General features: G+C 58.5%; 15 protein-coding genes and 1 other RNA gene. 7 read left to right on the plus strand and 9 right to left on the minus strand.

What is annotated here, in order from left to right:
- Nucleotide 1: 1 nt before the first annotated feature.
- From FIL88_RS00520 to FIL88_RS00530, 3 genes are all read right to left on the minus strand, one after another.
- Entirely contained in the window at nt 2-1,087 is a 1,086-nt protein-coding gene (locus tag FIL88_RS00520) for a microcin C ABC transporter permease YejB (RefSeq protein ID WP_142851871.1), read from the minus strand.
- Between the two features lie 40 nt (nt 1,088-1,127).
- On the minus strand, nt 1,128-3,026 hold the full coding sequence (locus FIL88_RS00525; RefSeq protein ID WP_142851872.1) for an extracellular solute-binding protein: 1,899 nt from the start codon (nt 3,024-3,026) through the stop codon (nt 1,128-1,130).
- A gap of 178 nt (nt 3,027-3,204) precedes the next feature.
- Nucleotides 3,205-3,753 (minus strand): c-type cytochrome, encoded by a 549-nt coding sequence (locus tag FIL88_RS00530; protein WP_142851873.1) that lies wholly within the window; start codon nt 3,751-3,753, stop codon nt 3,205-3,207.
- Between the two features lie 119 nt (nt 3,754-3,872).
- On the opposite strand from FIL88_RS00530, the gene FIL88_RS00535 reads away from it, so the two are divergent.
- Nucleotides 3,873-4,706, plus strand: coding sequence for a prephenate dehydratase (locus FIL88_RS00535; RefSeq protein ID WP_142851874.1), 834 nt, complete (start codon nt 3,873-3,875; stop codon nt 4,704-4,706).
- A gap of 19 nt (nt 4,707-4,725) precedes the next feature.
- Here FIL88_RS00535 and FIL88_RS00540 read toward each other — a convergent pair whose 3' ends face one another.
- Together FIL88_RS00540 and nudC are read right to left on the minus strand one after the other, a co-directional pair.
- Entirely contained in the window at nt 4,726-5,187 is a 462-nt protein-coding gene (locus tag FIL88_RS00540; protein ID WP_142851875.1) for an SRPBCC family protein, read from the minus strand.
- Nucleotides 5,188-5,226: 39 nt separating this feature from the next.
- Complete coding sequence (gene nudC / locus FIL88_RS00545; RefSeq protein ID WP_142851876.1) at nt 5,227-6,189, minus strand: NAD(+) diphosphatase; 963 nt, start codon at nt 6,187-6,189, stop codon at nt 5,227-5,229.
- 200 nt (nt 6,190-6,389) lie between these two features.
- On the opposite strand from nudC, the gene FIL88_RS00550 reads away from it, so the two are divergent.
- The 3 genes from FIL88_RS00550 to rsgA all read left to right on the plus strand — a co-directional run bounded on the left by FIL88_RS00550 (nt 6,390) and on the right by rsgA (nt 9,678).
- The gene (locus FIL88_RS00550; RefSeq protein ID WP_142851877.1) at nt 6,390-8,228 is read left to right on the plus strand and encodes a bifunctional 2',3'-cyclic-nucleotide 2'-phosphodiesterase/3'-nucleotidase; all 1,839 of its coding nucleotides are present in this window, start codon (nt 6,390-6,392) and stop codon (nt 8,226-8,228) included.
- A 37-nt stretch (nt 8,229-8,265) separates the two neighbouring features.
- An RNA gene (ffs, locus tag FIL88_RS00555) (signal recognition particle sRNA small type) lies at nt 8,266-8,363 on the plus strand.
- A gap of 283 nt (nt 8,364-8,646) precedes the next feature.
- The gene (rsgA, locus tag FIL88_RS00560) at nt 8,647-9,678 is read left to right on the plus strand and encodes a ribosome small subunit-dependent GTPase A (RefSeq protein WP_142851878.1); all 1,032 of its coding nucleotides are present in this window, start codon (nt 8,647-8,649) and stop codon (nt 9,676-9,678) included.
- Nucleotides 9,679-9,765: 87 nt separating this feature from the next.
- On the opposite strand, the gene FIL88_RS00565 is transcribed toward rsgA, so the two are convergent.
- Nucleotides 9,766-10,251: a phosphatase domain-containing putative toxin gene (locus FIL88_RS00565; RefSeq protein ID WP_142851879.1), complete on the minus strand. Its 486-nt coding sequence runs from the start codon at nt 10,249-10,251 to the stop codon at nt 9,766-9,768.
- Nucleotides 10,252-10,359: 108 nt separating this feature from the next.
- Between FIL88_RS00565 and FIL88_RS00570 the strand changes: the two genes are divergently transcribed.
- From FIL88_RS00570 to recR, 3 genes are all read left to right on the plus strand, one after another.
- Nucleotides 10,360-12,129 (plus strand): DNA polymerase III subunit gamma/tau, encoded by a 1,770-nt coding sequence (locus tag FIL88_RS00570; RefSeq protein ID WP_142851880.1) that lies wholly within the window; start codon nt 10,360-10,362, stop codon nt 12,127-12,129.
- Between the two features lie 67 nt (nt 12,130-12,196).
- Complete coding sequence (locus FIL88_RS00575; protein ID WP_142851881.1) at nt 12,197-12,541, plus strand: YbaB/EbfC family nucleoid-associated protein; 345 nt, start codon at nt 12,197-12,199, stop codon at nt 12,539-12,541.
- A gap of 3 nt (nt 12,542-12,544) precedes the next feature.
- Nucleotides 12,545-13,141, plus strand: coding sequence for a recombination mediator RecR (gene recR / locus FIL88_RS00580; protein ID WP_142851882.1), 597 nt, complete (start codon nt 12,545-12,547; stop codon nt 13,139-13,141).
- Nucleotides 13,142-13,153: 12 nt separating this feature from the next.
- Here recR and FIL88_RS00585 read toward each other — a convergent pair whose 3' ends face one another.
- From FIL88_RS00585 to lysA, 3 genes are read right to left on the minus strand one after another with little or no spacing between them, the layout of a single operon-like run.
- Nucleotides 13,154-13,723, minus strand: coding sequence for a DJ-1/PfpI family protein (locus FIL88_RS00585; RefSeq protein ID WP_142851883.1), 570 nt, complete (start codon nt 13,721-13,723; stop codon nt 13,154-13,156).
- 53 nt (nt 13,724-13,776) lie between these two features.
- On the minus strand, nt 13,777-16,410 hold the full coding sequence (locus tag FIL88_RS00590) for a TIGR02302 family protein (RefSeq protein WP_142851884.1): 2,634 nt from the start codon (nt 16,408-16,410) through the stop codon (nt 13,777-13,779).
- Nucleotides 16,340-17,605: a diaminopimelate decarboxylase gene (gene lysA, locus FIL88_RS00595; RefSeq protein ID WP_142851885.1), complete on the minus strand. Its 1,266-nt coding sequence runs from the start codon at nt 17,603-17,605 to the stop codon at nt 16,340-16,342. Before lysA ends, FIL88_RS00590 begins: the two co-directional genes overlap by 71 nt.
- Nucleotides 17,606-17,647: the final 42 nt, after the last annotated feature.

Here is a 17,647-nt window from a genome sequence, read left to right on the forward strand (position 1 = left end):
ATCAGACCTCGCGCCCTTCGAAGTCGATGCGGGGGTCGACAAAGACATACATGAGGTCCGACAGGATGCCGACCAGCAGCCCCAACAGGCCGAAGACGAAGAGCGTTCCAAAGATTACCGGATAGTCACGGGCCAGTGCGGCCTCGTATCCCAGGCGGCCAAGCCCATCGAGCGAGAAAAGCGTTTCGATGATAACCGATCCGCCGAAGAACACGCCCAGAAAGACCGAAGGGAAGCCCGCAATGATGATCAGCATCGCGTTGCGGAAGACATGGCCGTACAGAACTTTGTTTTCGGCCAGCCCCTTGGCGCGGGCGGTGACAACATACTGTTTCTTGATCTCATCTAGAAAGCTGTTCTTGGTCAGCAAAGTGAGCGTTGCGAAGCTGGCAATCGTTGTGGCCAAAACCGGCAAGGTGATGTGCCAGAAATAGTCGACGACCTTGCCCCACAGCGACAGATCCTCCCAGTTATCGGATGTCAGGCCGCGCAATGGGAACCATTGCAGATAGGACCCGCCAGCAAACAAAACCAGCAGAAGGATTGCGAACAGGAAGCCCGGAATGGCATAGGCCACGATGATCATGCCCGATGTCCATGTGTCAAATCGCGACCCATCGCGCACCGCTTTCTGAATGCCCAGCGGGATCGAGATCATGTATGCGATCACCGTTGACCACAGGCCCAGTGTGATCGACACGGGCATCTTTTCGGCCACCAATTCGAAGACGCCGATGGATCGGAAGTAACTTTCGCCGAAATCCAGTCGCATATAGTTCCAGATCATCGTGAAGAAGCGCTCAAGCGGGGGCTTGTCGAAGCCGAACTCTTTTTCCAGCTCGGCAATGAATTCTTCGGGCAGGCCGCGCGCACCAAGATAGCTTTCATCGCCGCTGCTGGCCGCCTCGATCCCGGCGTCGCCGCCGCCCGAGATGCTTTCAAACACATCCCCACCGCCCTCCATTTGGGCGATGATCTGTTCGATCGGGCCACCGGGCACGAATTGCGTGAGCGTGAAATTGATCACCATGATCCCGAACAGGGTCGGGATGATCAAAAGCAGTCTTCGCAGAATATAGGCGCCCATATGTGGTCCTTGATGTGTTGCTCGTTTTTATCAGCGCGCTTTATTTCAGCACGCCTGCCGCTTTCAGCTTGGCGGCTTTATCTGCGTCGTACCACCACCATGACATTTCTCCCAGCGCCAATGGCGGCAGTTCTTCCGGGTGGGCGAAAATGTCATAATAGGCCACGGTGTGCTTGTTTTTATACCATTGCGGAATGGTGAAGCCGATATGGCGCAAGACGCGGTCCAGCGCGTTTGTCGACGTCCGCAGCTCGTCCAGGGTTTCAGACTGCGCCACGACGGGCAGAAGAGCGTCCACCGCAGGATCGCGCAAGCGCATCAGATTGCGCGAGCTGTCTTTGGCGGTTTTCGAATGGAACCATTGCTCCAGACCCGTGCCGGGTTCGAACCCCATGCCGATGGAATGAGTCACAAGGTCGAAATCACCCGAGCGCGTGCGCTCGACATATTGTGGAATATCCACCCGCTCCAGCTTGGCATCTACCCCAAGCCGCTTCAGGTTTTCGACCAGAGGGTTAATCACGCGGTCAAACGATGGGCTATAGGCCAAGAAAGTAGCCTTCATCCGTTGGCCATCCTTCTCAAGGAAGCCACTTGATCCGATCTCCCACCCTGCCTCATCCAGAAGCTTGTTTGCTTGCCGATAGAACTTACGCGAGGGCTTGTTTTCCTTGGCATCGTGAACTGGCGGCAAGACGGCATTGTCTGAAAGAATGCTTTCAGGCAACAAGCCCTGTTCGACGAGTGGTTTCAGGATCGCAATCTCTTCGTCGCCGGGCGCGCCTGAGGCACCTAAATCAATTCCCGGCCAAAAGCTGTCTACGCGGCTGTAGAGGCCGCGGAACAACGCTTCGTTTGACCATTCGAAATTGAACATAAGACCAAAGGCTTCGCGAACCTTGGGATCTTGCCAGACTTGCTTGTCGAGGTTGAAGATGAAGCTTTGCGCGGTGCCGACTGACCCATCCGGCAGCTCGGTCTTAATAACATAGCCGTTGCGAATATTCGGGAAGTCGTAGTCTTCTGCCCAGTTTTGAGACGAGCTTTCAGTGCGGAACGTATAGGCACCCGCCTTGAAGCCTTCCATCGCGGCTGTTGTATCGGCGAAATACACCGACGTAATCTGGTCAAAATTGTTCTGCCCGACCGACATCGGATGGTCCGCCCCCCAATAGTTGGGGTCGCGTTCGTACGTTACATGGCGGCCATAGTCGAAACTGCCCAGCTTATAGGCCCCCGTCGCCATGAATGGCGCGTCCGAGCGATCATCCAGCTTGGTGCCCGTTTCTTCGAACCACTTTTTCGACAATGCCAGGCCAGACCCGGCAAAGCCGATGCGGTCGCGTTTGGGCGAATCCTCGGTAAAGGTGAATTTGACTTGCCGAGGGCCTGATACTTCGACCCCGGCAACTACATCTTTGATGATGGCGCGGTATTCCGCGATGCCTTGTTCGACAAACAGGTTGTGCGTAAAGGCAATGTCCTCGGCCGTCATCTTGGTGCCGTCCCAGAAGGTCACGTCGTCGCGCAGATTGAAGATGACCCAGGACAAATCGTCCGGATATTCCATCGTGGTGCAGAGGAAGCAGTACATGCCATAGGGATCGTCTGCCGTGCTCACCAATATGCGCTCATACCCAATGGTGGCGTTCGCTGCGGTCCGACCCTTGCGCGTGAATTGGTTAAAGCTGTCAAACGCGCCCTGTGCCCAGATCGAGATTTCGCCACCCTTTGGCGCGTCTGGGTTCACGTAATCCAGATGCGTGAAATCGGGTCCGTATTTCAGTTCGCCGAAATTTGAATAGCCGTGGCTGATCGTGGTGTCCGCTTTGGCCGCAAAAGGTGTCAACGCAAGCACAGCCCCGGTTGCCAGCCCAAGCCCAAGCGTCAGGATGCGATTGTCGGGTCGGGTAAGGGTCTTTGTTTGTGCGTTGCGCATGGCGTCACCTCCGTTGATCAGCGGACTTCGTTGAACCGAGTAAAAAGGGCTGCCCGGTAACATTCAAGGCGCGAATTGGTGAACAGCGTGTTAATTGGCCGTGCGCCGCCTGAAATGGCGCAACAAAAAAAGGCCGCCCGGTATCGGACGGCCTTTGAATTTCTTACCAGAAGCGCGCTTAGCCGCCGATGGTGGCCAGATACGCAACTAAGTTGGCGCGATCTTTGTCTTTCTTCAGGCCCGAGAATGTCATCTTGTTGCCCGGTGCAAAAGCTTTCGGGTTGGCCAGCCATTCATTCAGGGCATCGATGGTCCAGGCGTCAGCGCTCATGCCAGCCAGAACATCCGAGTAGCCAAAGCCACCAACGCTGGCGATTGGGCGATCAACCAGACCGTACAGGTGCGGGCCGGTGCCATTGGCGCCGTCTTCCAGCTTGTGGCAGGCCTTGCACTTGCCCCAAACCTTTTCGCCCTTGGCGACGTCGGCTGCGGCAACCATGTCAGCGAAAGGAACGGCTTCCTCAGCTTCTTCTTCTGCGTGGCCATCATCTGCAGTCGCGATGACATAGCCTGTGGCGGCTGCGTGTGCTTCATCGCCATGGCCAGCGCCATGCCCGCCGCCGCTGGTGTTATACAGCGCGCTGCCGGCCCAGTTGCCCAGCAGGAATACCAAGAGCGTGCCAATCACAGCCGCGCTCGCTTTCGTAAAGGTCATTGTGTCGAACATGTCGCGATCCGTCTCATCCAAAGTCAGAAGCCTTCTAGCCGCTTCCCTTGTGTGTTTTCAAGCGATATGACGCGCGACTAATCGTCCTTTAACGCTAACCCACAGTGAGGGTCCGCAAAATGACCAGCAGAATCGCCTTTCAAGGAGAGCCCGGCGCCTATTCCCATGAGGCATGTCAGGCAGCACGTCCATATATGGAAGCCATGCCCTGCGAATCCTTTGACGAGGTCATCGCCGCGGTACGGTCGGGCAAGGCGGATCAGGCCATGCTGCCCATTGAAAATACGACCTATGGACGCGTTGCTGACATTCACCGCCTGCTTCCGGAAAGCGGGCTGCATATCCTTGACGAAGCCTTTGTGCGGGTCCGCATCAGTCTGATGGGGCTGGCAGGGGGCAAGCTTGAGGACATCAATATCGTGCGTGCGCATCCGGTGTTGCTGCCTCAGTCTGCGAGTTTTCTGAAATTACACGGAATTCGCGGCATCTCGGCTGCGGATAGTGCGGGGGCGGCGGCCAAATTGGCGAAAACCAAAACCCCGGGCGAAGGCGTTCTGGCCTCGGCTTTGGCGGCGGAAATCTATGGCTTGGATCTGTTGGCCGAGGATGTCGAAGATCACGGCCACAACACCACGCGGTTTGTCATTATGGGGCGCGAACCGAATTTGGAACGCCGTGGTGAACACGGTATGATCACCACTTTCGTATTCGAAGTCCGCAACATTCCCGCCGCGTTGTATAAAGCGATGGGCGGCTTTGCCACCAACGGTGTGAACATGACCAAGCTGGAAAGCTATATGGTGGATGGCTCGTTCAATGCGACGCGCTTTTATGCAGACATTGAAGGCCATCCAGATGACCGGGGCGTGCAATTGGCGCTTGAGGAGTTGGCATACTTCACTTCGACACTGGAAATTTTGGGGGTCTATCCCCGCGATCCTGCCCGCGACTAATTGGTCTTTGCAGCCTAGATTAGGTGCGATAGCGCGCCTCGATCAACGATGCGTAGTCAGCAATTCGCTTTTTGAAGCGCTTCATCATTGTTGAACGCGCCAGCTTGAGCGATTGTAAAAGCAAGCGCGCAGGAATGGTTTTGGGGCGCATGTCGATGCTGATCTCCAAGCGTGTTCGGGTGCGCGACAGCGCCACCAAAGTGACATTCACTTCGGCGGTTAGGCCAGCAATCTTGGACCATACTTGCAGATGGTTTGGACGGTCGAACTCTTCAAGCTTGATATCAGCGACCCGCTGACGCCCACGATACGAAAATTTGGCTTGCCACCCCATGCCTGGACCCGGCTGCACCATTGTATCTGTGCGCGCAACCTCGGCCCCGCGGCGTAGTGCAGCCAGTACGAAACCCTCGAAATCTGTGACGGCCTCGAATACTTGGTCGATGGTTGCTTCAATGTCCTCGTGAGTCTTGATCTTCATCGACCGCTCCTGTTCTTAAGCCTGTCCATGAAAATGCTGTTAGTCCAGCCGATCTGCAAGCCAGTTCTGCATCAGAAAATGTGCAATTGCGCCTTTTCGGGCGGGTTTGATCTTAGGATTGCGACCAGAGAAGATATCCAGCATATCTTCGCGCGTGATCCAAAGGGCATCTGACAGCTCGGTCGGGTCCAGTTTGATTTCGGTGGACGTGGCGTGCCCCCAGGTGCCAATCATCAGGGATGAGGGATATGGCCAGGGCTGTGAGGCAAGATATCCGACTGGGCCAACGGTGACGCCAACCTCCTCAAGCACTTCGCGCCGCGTGGCGGTTTCGATGGTTTCGCCGGGTTCGACGAACCCAGCAAGCAATGAATACATGTCGTCGGGCCAGCCAACCCCACGCCCAACAAGAACCGAGTTGCCATGGGTGATCAGCATGATCACGACTGGATCTGTGCGTGGAAAATGCGACCGCCCGCAGGCATCGCAATCTCGCTGCCACCCCGCCATGGACACGTGGGTTCTAGCGCCGCAATTGGCGCAAAAGCCATGAATGCGGTGCCATTCCAGAATAGAGCGTGCCGTTGCTGCCACCTCGGCTTCATTCGGGGTCAGTCCAGCCATGGTGGCGCGTAGCTCGAAAAAGCCCCTATCCTCAGGCAGGTCGGGATGGCACTGAATGCTATTGTCTAAGAATTGTGCTGTGTCGGGCAGATTGTCCTGAGGCTCCCATTCGGACACATCCAGGGCAAACAGCGGGGTGCCGTCTTGCAGTCCCAGATATACCTGAGACGCCGTCGCAAAGTCGGCGGGCAGCGTGTCTTGGGACAAATAACTCAAATCCCAGCCGTCCGCAGCGGGCTGCATCAGGATCTTTCCCTGCCACAGCGGCAAAAGCTTTGCGTTTTTTGTCAATACCGCCTGCGTTTCGGTATTCCCACGGCTTTCTGCATCTCGATTCAACGAGCCGGCGGCAAAGGTGACCTGTTCGGCGATTTTCATTGGCTGATCCTGCTTTGGTTTGGCGCTGCACACGCTAACAGAGGCCGTGGAGCTGTCCAGAACGCATTTTTTTCAGGAGCTTGCCGTTATCGGGCCATTAAAATGACATCATGCAACAGTAGGTAGAGTTTAGTTGGGAATTTGTAGCTGAAAACGGGTGAAACCTGCGGTCGGCTACGGGGAAAAGAAGATGGTAGGGGATGAGACACTTCCTTCAAGAGCGCACATTGGGGCCATGTGTGCGCGTGAATTTGCGGATCTTGGCTACGACAGATCTGCACATGAATATCTTGCCCTATGACTACCACACTGATCGTTCAGTCGACGGTTGGGGACTATCTCGGACGGCTGATCTGATTGATGCCGCGCGCAAAGAGGCATCGAACGTCATTCTGCTGGATAACGGAGATTGCCTGTTCGGGTCGGCGCTTGGCGAAGGTGGATCATCGGATGCGAATGAGGGGACGCATCCGATGATCCATGCCATGAACCATTTGAATTATGATGCCATGAATCTTGGCAATCATGATTTTGATCAGGGTCGCGACACATTGTTTCGGGCCATCGAACCAGCAGGTTTTCCGGTTTTGACGGCAAATGCTGATTTGCCGGACACTGCAGAACGGGCCGGGGTTCAACCTTATGTTTTGTTACGCCGTCAGGTTCAGGATGACTGTGGCGAGCGGCACGAGTTAACCATTGGCGTGATTGGCTTCTTGCCTCCGAACTCGCTGCATCAGGCGCAGATTCGTACCTCGGATATTCTCGAGGCGGCGCATCGCTACGTGCCGCAGATGCGTGAAGAAGGCGCAGATGTGATTGTTGCATTGGCCCATAGCGGTATGGGTGACGAAGCGCACTCTCCTGATATGGAAAATGTTCTGAAGCCCCTGTCTCAGGTTGCGGGTATTGATGCTTTGATCGGCGGCCATACACATCAGATCTATCCAGCGTCATGTGCCCGGAAAGGAGGGCTTCTGAACGGTATTCCTACGGTGATGCCAGGCTTTTGGGGGTCGCATTTGGGTGTGATCGATTTGGCCGTAGACCGGAGCGAGGGTCAGTGGTCCGTGTCTCATGGATTTGGCAACCTACGGGCCGTCAGTCCAAGGCGGAAAGATGAGGTCCCGGCGACAGATGCGCTCGAAAGTCTGTTCGCAGACCTTCACGATCGCACACGCGAGGCGATGAAAGAGCGGGTTGGAGAGGCGATCCAGCCCTTGAATAACTATTTCAATTTGGTTGGCGCAGATAGTGCCACGCAGATAGTGCAACATGCCATGCTGGATCACGCACGTATGTGCCAAGAGGCGCTCGGCCTGGAAGATCTTCCAATACTGGCCGCCAGTGCGGCATTCAAATCCGGTGGTTTCGGCGGCCCTGACTACTACACTGCGCTTCCCGCCGGGCCACTGACCCAGCGATCCTTATCGGACCTCTATATGTTCCCCAATAGTTTCGCGCTGATGCGCGTGACGGGCGCGTTTTTGCGTAACTGGCTGGAGCGGTCATGTAGTATCTTCAATCAAGTCTTGCCGGGCCAGAAAGCCGTTCAGTTGAAGGATGATGGCGTGCCTGGCTACATTCACGAATGCGTGTTGGGTCTGACCTATGAGGTCGACCTGACCCAACCCGCACGGTTCTCCCCGGCGGGTGAGATACAGTTTCGCGACGCAAGCCGCGTATGTGCACTTCGACATAACGGCCGACCTGTCTATGATGACGATTGCTTTCTTATGGCGACGACCGACTATCGTGTTCTAGGTGGCGGAAATTATCCAATCCCCGATCAAAACGACATTATTCCGGTGGCACCGATCGAAATCCGCGACCTGCTAGCGGACTATGTTGCCAATCAACACCGGGTGGATTTCGATACATCTCCGTTGTGGCGGTTCCAGCCGATCAAGGATGCGTCAGTCTGGTTCAGATCGTCTCCGGAAGGTCGCTATGTGCTGCCTGACTATCCATGGTTGGATGTGGACGTGCTCCAGTGCCGCGACTCGCGTGGATTTACCTGCTACGAGTTACCGCTCTGAGGCTTGCATCCCCGTACGCAGCCTCATATATGAGGGGCGAGAGGTTGGCGCGGGTAGGCGCCTCGCCAATCTGGTCAGGTCCGGAAGGAAGCAGCCACAACGAGCCCCGTCTGGGTCGTGTTCAGCCTCTCACCAAGGTTCAAATCCACAGGATTTGAACCCCCGGCAGGCGAAACTTGTTTCGCCGAGAGGGGTAAAACGTCTCCGACGCGCGAAACACCGTTTCCGATGTCGGATCCAAGCCCGCGCGGCGATCCCTTACATCCGCCACGCAACTGAACGGAGGGATTTTATGAGTGTCGTCACCGCCTTTCAGGCAGGTTGTCGCCCGTCGGAGTGATCCGGCCCTGCCTGAACCCATGCACCCAACGCCGCGCCTGCGCGACGGGTGATCCTTTGTGCTAAATCAGGCAGATCAATGACATTGACACTTATGGACCTTGGATGGTCCGCATCCTTCGAACAGGCGCGCGCCGAACACCCGGGCGCGCTGACCCCTTACCGACTGACCGAAATCCACCGCGCGCAGATGAATGCGCTTGGCGCAGATGGACCCGTGGTTCTGACCACGCCGAAGTTCTCGGCGGGTGAGCTTGCCGTGGGGGACTGGGTTCTGGCGGACCCGGAAATGCGCATTCAGCATATCCTTGAACGCCGGTCGTTGCTTCAGCGACGTGGCGCGGGGACTGATGCGCATGTGCAGCTGATTGCGGCGAATGTGGATACGTTGTTCATCGTGACTTCGTGCAATGATGACTTCAACATCGCGCGGCTGGAACGTTTTTTGGCGCTCGCGCACGAGGCCGGGTGCTATCCGGTTCTTGTGCTGACCAAAGCAGACATGTGCGAAGACCCGCGCGAATATGAGCGCGAGGCGCAGGTGTTGGATCCGATGCTGACGATCCTGACGGTGAACGCACGTGACCCTGAAAGCGCGGCCGAGGTCGCGGCATGGTGCAAATCACCGCAAACCGCTGCCTTTATTGGCTCGTCCGGTGTTGGGAAAACCACCCTGACAAACGCGCTGACTGGCGGGGATGCAGCGACCGGAGCGATCCGCGAGGATGACGCCAGAGGGCGTCACGTGACCACCGCGCGGTCCATGCGGCCGATGTTGAAGGGCGGCTGGATCATCGATATGCCGGGCATGCGCGCGTTGCGTTTGATCGATACGCGCGAAGGGATCGACAACGTGTTTGACGACCTGGCCGAACTGGAAGCGAAGTGTCGGTTTTCCGACTGCGCCCATGAAAGCGAGCCGGGCTGCGCTGTGCAGGCCGCCATCGCGGCAGGGGATCTGGATCTGGAACGTCTGGACCGCTGGTTGAAGCTGCGCAAGGGCGAGAAGAAGAACTCGGAAACTGTGGCGCAGTCGCGGTCGCGGGAAAAGAAGTTCTCGAAGATGGTGAAAGGTGTCGTAAAGGGCGCAAAGCACCGCAAGGGTCGGTAGCTCGCTTCGCGAGCCTGAGGGGCGTTGCCCCAGAGGGAAAGCGGGTGCTTTCCCTCTTCCCCAGGATATTTGTCACAAGAAAAAGGGTTAGGGGCCGCTGGCCCACTGGAATTGCGCGTCTGTTTCAACCGCGCAGGGGCGGGCATTGCGCAGGCGTGCCAATGCCGTGGTCGGATCTTCACCAATCTCGGCCAGCATGCGCAACAGCATCATGCCGGACCGTCCGCAACCACCTTTGCAGTGGGCCAGTACCTTGCCGCCGCCAGCGAGGATGTCGTGAGCTTTGGGTGAAATCGCCTGCCAGTTTGTGATGATCTTGGCCGTGGGCGCGCCGAAATCTTGGATCGGCAGGTGGTGCCAAATGATATTTTCGCGTTCCAGGTCTTCGCCCAGATCAGAGGCGCCAAAGCTGCCCATTTCACGCGCGGTGGTCATGCTAAGGACCATGTCAGGCGCCCACTGGATCAACGTCTGCACGTCTTCGCGGTAATCTCCGCTGCGGCCGGGTAGAGGGCAGATGCCTAGCGTGCCGTTGCCTGCCTGCAGACTTGCGATCGGGAAAAGTGGTTCCATGGGATTGGCGTAGCATGCGGAATACCAATCGCCAATTGGCTTTCGGTGGACGGGGCGGCTTTGGCCGCATAGTCTAGCCCGGATACGAATCCGGCCCGAAGGCAATCCATGACCGACACGCAATCCGACGCCCCCGCCTATCAGGTTCTGGCGCGTAAATACCGCCCCGAAACCTTCGCCGATCTCGTTGGGCAAGAGGCCATGGTCCGCACGTTGAAAAACGCGTTCGAGGCGGACCGTATCGCGCAAGCTTTTGTGATGACGGGTATTCGCGGGGTCGGCAAGACGACGACGGCGCGGATTATCGCCAAGGGGATGAACTGTATCGGTGCGGATGGGCAGGGTGGCCCTACGGTCGAGCCGTGTGGCGAGTGTGAGCATTGCGTGGCGATTGCCGAAGGGCGGCACGTTGACGTGATGGAGATGGACGCCGCATCCCGAACTGGCGTTGGCGACATCCGAGAAATCATTGAAAGCGTGCATTACCGGGCGGCCTCGGCGCGCTACAAGATCTACATCATCGATGAGGTTCACATGCTGTCGACCAGTGCGTTCAACGCGCTGTTGAAGACGCTGGAAGAACCCCCCGCGCACGTGAAATTCATCTTCGCGACGACTGAAATCCGTAAAGTTCCTGTGACCGTTCTGTCACGGTGTCAGCGCTTTGATTTGCGCCGGATTGAGCCCGAAGATATGTTGGCCATGCTGCGCCGGATTGCCGATGCCGAGGGCGCCGCGATTGCCGATGATGCGTTGGCCTTGATCACGCGGGCGGCGGAAGGCTCGGCCCGTGATGCGCAGTCTTTGCTGGATCAGGCGATTTCCCACGGCGCGGGTGAAACCACTGCCGATCAAGTGCGGGCAATGCTGGGTTTGGCGGACCGTGGCCGGGTTTTGGACCTGTTCGACATGATCCTGAACGGCGACGCCGCTGGCGCGTTGACCGAGTTGGGCGCGCAATATGCCGATGGGGCGGACCCGATGGCGGTCCTGCGCGATTTGGCCGAGGTTTCGCACTGGGTGAGTGTCATCAAGATCACGCCGGAAGCGGTCGAGGATCCGACCGTGTCGCCTGACGAACGCACCCGCGGACAGCGAATGGCGCAGGCCTTGCCGATGCGGGTTCTTGCCCGGATGTGGCAGATGCTTTTGTCGTCGATCGAGGAAGTTGGCCGCGCACCCAATGCGATGATGGCGGCTGAGATGGCGGTTATTCGCCTGACCCACGTGGCGGATTTGCCTTCGCCCGAGGAACTGGTGCGCAAGTTGAAGGATACACCGACACCACCTGCGGGTCCCTCGGGACCGGGTGGTGGAGGCGGGATGCCCGCTGGCGGTGGGTCGACGATGGGCGCACCCGCCATGTCGACGCAATCCATGCCTTCGGGGTCATCTGGCGGAGCGACTGCTTTGGCCGTGGCGGCGGACGCCGAACACTCGCTTGCGCGGTATGCGCGGTTCGAAGATGTGGTCGAACTGATCCGCATCAATCGCGACGTGAAGCTGCTGGTCGAGGTCGAGGGCGGGGTGCGACTGGCATCCTATCAGCCCGGGCGGATTGAATTCACACCGTCTGACGATGCTCCGCAGGATCTGGCGGCGCGACTTGCGCAACGTCTGCATGGCTGGACCGGCGTGCGTTGGGGCGTGACGTTGGTAAATGGCTGCGAGGCCGCGACCATCACAGAAACCCGCGACGGCGAGAAGCTGGCGCTGGAAGAAGAGGCCCGTGCGCATCCGTTGGTGCAAGCCGTGGTTGCGGCCTTCCCCAAGGCACGGATCACGGAAATCAGGTCTGCCGAAGATATGGTGCAGGAAGCTGCCGAAGAAGGTCTGGCCGAGGTTGAAGACGAATGGGATCCCTTCGAGGAAGACTAAGCCAGACCTTGTATCATGTGGCTGCCATCCGTATCTAATTCCCAAGTTGAAACAGTAGGAGCATCACATGTTCAAGGGTTTGGGTGGTCTTGGCGATATGGCCGGGATGATGAAAAAAGCGCAGGAAATGCAGACCAAGATGGCCGAGCTTCAGGAAAGCTTAGAGACCATGACCGTGGTCGGTGAAAGCGGCGCTGGTCTGGTGAAGGCGACCGCTACGGCCAAGGGTGTTCTGACCGGCCTGGACATCGACCCCACCATCTTTAACCCCGATGAAAAGGAAGTGGCCGAGGATCTGATCCTTGCCGCGATCAAAGATGCGCAAGCCAAAGCCGCACAGCGTTCGGAAAGCGAAATGTCGCGTCTGACGGAAGAGCTGGGCCTGCCCAAAGACATGAACCTTCCGTTCTAAAGAATGTCAGAAGCACCGCGCGATATCGAGAACCTGATCGAGCTGATGGCGAAACTGCCGGGGCTTGGTCCGCGTTCGGCCCGTCGGGCGGTGCTGTATCTGATCCGCAAGCGTGCGCTGGTGCTGACGCCTTTGGCGGATGCAATGCAGGCCGTGGCGGAAACCGCGCGCGAATGCGTGACGTGTGGCAATGTTTCGACGTCGGATCGTTGCGACATCTGTATGTCAGAAAAGCGCGGCACGGGCGAGATCTGCGTGGTCGAGGACGTGGCGGACCTGTGGGCGATGGAACGCGCGGGTCTGTTCAAAGGCCGCTATCACGTGCTGGGTGGAACCCTGTCCGCGCTGGATGCCGTCGGGCCCGAGGATCTGGGCATCCCGCGTCTGGTTCAGCGGGTCGTAGACGACAATATCAGCGAGGTCATCTTGGCCCTAAACGCCACTGTCGACGGCCAGACCACCGCGCATTATATCGCGGACGAGCTGGAAGGTCGCTGTCTGGTGTCATCCTTGGCCCAAGGCGTCCCAATTGGGGGCGAGTTGGACTATCTGGACGAAGGCACGATTTCTGCCGCCTTGTCCGCACGCAAGCGGATGTAGCGCAGGCTTCCCCTACTGGCCGTGCTCGGCTGTTAGCATTGTCTGAAAATGCTGGATGGCCTCTTCCGGGACAGACGCTGCTTTGAACATCTCGATGGCAAAGGTGACAGGTGCAGTGCCCGGTGCGGTGGTGATGCGATTGTCCGATACGGCCGCCGGGCTGTCGACATAGTGCGATGCTCCGGAATAACCGACGGCATGTTCTGACAAATAGCCCGCAGCATTTGACGTATGCGCAGCCGCGTTCAGCAGCCCGGCACGTGCCAGCGCCAAAGTCCCCCCGCAGATGCCCGCGATATGAGCGCCGCGAGCGTGTTCCTGTTGCAGCAGGGCGGCAATATCTGGTGCGTCTTGCTCCCACTTTGCGCTTCCGATCACGGCGATCACATCAGGTTGCCAGTCCGCGAGGGTCTGCAAGCCATCCTCGACCATAGCGATCAATCCGCCCTGAGATCTGACTTGCCCGTGTTTTGGCGTGAAATAACGCAGATCCAGCGCGTAAAAGGGGCCAGCGGTGCCGCCGACCAGCCCGTATTCCCAATCTGCAAACCCGTCGATCAATAGAATGGCGATCTTTGTCATCTGTATGCTCCTGCTGAATGCAAAGAGAACATAATGTGAACACAATCCAGCGTCTAGAACCGATCCAGCAGGCGCTTCAGATAGTCGCGTTCCAGCTCGGGGCGATCTGTGTCGCCCGAGCGTTTGCGCAATTCCTGCATCAGTTCTTGCGCACGGCGATAGGTTTCTTCCGTATCCCCCAAAGGATTGTCAGTCTGATTGGCGCCCCCTTGCCCGGTGGGGCTGCGACCCAGCGGATCCTGACTGGACGCGCTGTCGCTTTCGCCGGGATTGCCACCTTGTTGCCCGTCCTGCTCTGCCTGCTGATTGGCCATAGCCTGATCAAACTGGCGCAACCCTTCGCGCAAGGCCTCCATCGCATCGGCCTGTTGATCCAACGCTTCGGGGATGTCACCTTGTTCCAATGCATCGGCCGCGCGTCCCATGGCGCGGCCAGCCTTGTCCAGAGTATTTCGGGCTGCGCGTCCAGCCGGATCACCCGCGCCGGGCAGGCTGCGGCGTTGCGAATCTAGCTGTTGTTGCAATGCGCGTTGCTGATCAGCAAGGCTGTTACCGGGGTCGCCACCACCTTGGCTTTCCGGGCCTTCCTGACCGCCGCCGTCACCGTTCTGTCCTTGCTCTCCGCCTGCGCCATCGTGGCTTTGTCCGCGCCCCTGACCGCCATCGCGCCCTTCGTTGTCTTGGTTTTCGCCTGCTTGGGACCCTTGGCCCTGTTCTTGCAAATCGCGGAATGCCTGATCGGACAGGCCTTGTTGCTGGCGCATGGTTTCGCGCAGGTCCTCGCGGGCCCCGTCGCCTTGGCCTTGCCCCTCGCCACCCTGTGCGACTTGCATGTTTTCCATCATTTCCTGCATCTGCTGAAGCAACTGCATTGCTTCATCGGCGCGGCCTTCGCGCATCAGCTCTTCGATACGGTCCATCATGGCGTCAAGGTCGGCCTGGCTCAGCTCTATCGCGTTATCGGGCTGGGGGGCGTTCGGGTCTTGATCCGGCGCTTGTTGGGCCAACTGGTTTACATAGTCGCGCATGGCGTCGCGATAGTCCTCCATCAGCTCGGCCAGTTCTTCGGCCGATGCCCCGTCACGCATGGCTTGCTCTAGCCGCTTCAGGGCTTCCTCCATGCGGGCGCGGGCGTCGCCCAGTTGTCCGTCGTCCAGCTGAACCGCGACATCCCACAGGACCTGTGCCACCTCATCGCGCAGATCGTTGGGCACACCTTGTGCAACATCTGTAAAGGCAATCCCGGCCTCGAGCCGGCGAATCACGCTGCGCAGTTGCAGATAAAGCCCCTCGGGCAGGTGCAGATCTTCGGGATAGGTTAGCGTTGCACGCAGCACCTGAGAGGCGCGGCGCGCATTCGCGCGATTCCACAAAAGATCGCGACGCTGTTCGATCAGCGCCTTGGCAACCGGGTTCAGAAAACGACGGGTGGGCAGGATCATCGCATAGGGCTGGCTTTCGCCCGTCTGATCAGCCCCATCATGTGCTTGAAACGTCAGGGTGACCGGCAAGCCTGCAAAAGGATGCTCGATCAAGTTTTCCTGCAACGTGCCGTCGATCTGCGTACGCAAACCGCGATAGGGAAGCGGCAGATCCACCGAAACGCCGGTGCGTGGTTCAGGGTCAATGCTCAGCCCGTGGTCGCGGGTCACCTCGTCCAAAGCCAGGCTGATAATCACCTCGCCCCCGGTGATGCCATAATCATCCTCAGCCTCGAAGTTCAGTGTGAAATCGCCGCTCAACTGCCGGGTCAAGGGGCCTACCGGACGGATCTCTGGTGGGGAGTCGGGCATGGCCGTCAGGGACCATCGGCGCGGTACGGGGCCGTCGATGATCAACGTACCGTCGCGCGTGATCTGTTGGGTCAGGCTGGTGACTGCGCTTGCCGCAGTGTCCAAAGCGGTGCCTTGGAACGCCAGCGCCAGAGGGTCGCCATAGCGACGCAAGGTCAGGCGGCTGCCCGTGGGGATGTGCAGCGTGCCGTCAGATTGATCGTCCAAATAAAGGCTGGGCTTTCCGGTATAGGAGGGGGGCTCTATCCAACCCTCCCAACTTGCCGAAATCGTTGCGGTGGTTTCCGCCCCAGAGGTTGGCGCGGACGTCCACGGGCCAAATATGATTGCCATGCCAGCACCCGTCGCGGCGATCAGGCGCAGCGCCAACGGATCCTTTGCGGCCACACGCAGATCCGGGGATATGGCTTGGACATTTTCGATCTGCCCAAGCATCCGAGATTGGTGCGCCTGCCATAACCGGGCCGAGGCCGCATCATCCACGCCAGTGGCCTGTTCATCGCGCAAGGTGGCAATGGGGTGACCCTTCAGGCTGTTATCAAGGCGCCGGACCGTTTGATCGGCTGTGGGCCAAATAAAACGACGCGCCGCCAGAACAAGGCAGATCAGCGCAGCCAGTCCCATCAATATGATCGAAACCCAGCCCTGCATCCCGCCGAACCCCGCCAGCGCAATCGCGGCCAGCGCGACGGTTGCCAAAGGCCAAGCTGCCTGCCACAGGCGTTCCACAATCATCCCGCCCCTTGTCAAAGCCAAGGGCCAACGCAGACGCTTTTGCGCCTTGGGGGGAAGAACGGGGCGGGTCACCGGACCCGTGGGAACATCACAACCATTCTGGAATGGTATCGCGTCCCAGCATCTCTTCATAGGTGGGACGTGCACGAATGACGGCATATTGATCGCCCATCACCAGAACTTCCGGGATCAGCGGGCGCGAGTTGTACTCGGACGCCATCACCGCGCCATAAGCACCAGCCGAGCGGAAGGCGATCAGGTCATCAGGCGCCAGCGCGTCCAGATCGCGACCCTTGGCGAAGGTGTCGCCAGTTTCGCAGATCGGACCGACAATGTCATAGCGCGACTTGTCTTCACCGGGCGCGTTTTCCACCACCGGGATGATATCGTGATGAGCCTCGTACATTGCGGGGCGCACAAGGTCATTCATGGCCGCGTCGACGATCAGGAAATCCTGGCCTTCGCCTTCTTTCACATAGATGACCGAGGTGACCATGATCCCGGCATTGCCCGATACCAGACGGCCCGGCTCGATCTCGATCTCGCAGCCAAGGTGGCCCACGGTTTCCTTCACCATCTGCCCGTATTCGATCGGCAGAGGCGGCGCGTCGTTTGAGCGTTCATAGGGAATGCCCAAGCCACCGCCCAGATCAAGTCGCGTGATGTCATGGCCATCTTCGCGCAGTGCTTCAGTCAGTTCAGCGACCTTTTCATAGGCCTCGCGGAACGGTTCCAGCTCGGTCAGTTGGCTGCCGATATGTACGTCGATCCCAACAGCTTTCAAACCGGGCAGGCGGGCGATCTCCGCATAGACCTCACGCGCACGCGCAATGGGGATGCCGAACTTGTTTTCCGATTTCCCGGTCGAGATCTTGGCGTGGGTTTTCGCGTCTACATCGGGGTTCACGCGCACAGTCACAGGGGCTATCACGCCCAGCTCGGTCGCGACCTTAGACAGCACGCGCATTTCTGGCTCGCTTTCCAGATTGAACTGGCGGATGCCGTTTGTCAGGGCAAGCTGCATTTCCTCGCGCGTTTTGCCAACGCCGGAAAAGACGATACGCTCGCCCGGCACACCAGCAGCAATCGCACGACGATATTCACCGCCTGACACGACGTCCATACCTGCGCCCATCTCTCCGATCAGTTTTAGAACGGCGAGGTTCGAGTTCGACTTCACGGCAAAGCAGACCAGATGATCGGCCCAGTCCAACGCTTCGTTGAACAGTCCGATGTGACGTTGCAACGTGGCGGCCGAATAGACATAGAAGGGCGTTCCGACGTCGGCAGCGATCTGCTGAATTGACACGTCCTCGGCGTGCAACACGCCGTCGCGGTAAAGGAAATGGTCCATCTTGGGCCTCGTCTGTCTGCGCTTCAACCTGCCCTAGCCGAA

Source organism: Aliiroseovarius halocynthiae (genome assembly GCF_007004645.1).
Taxonomy (GTDB): Bacteria; Pseudomonadota; Alphaproteobacteria; order Rhodobacterales; family Rhodobacteraceae; genus Aliiroseovarius; species Aliiroseovarius halocynthiae.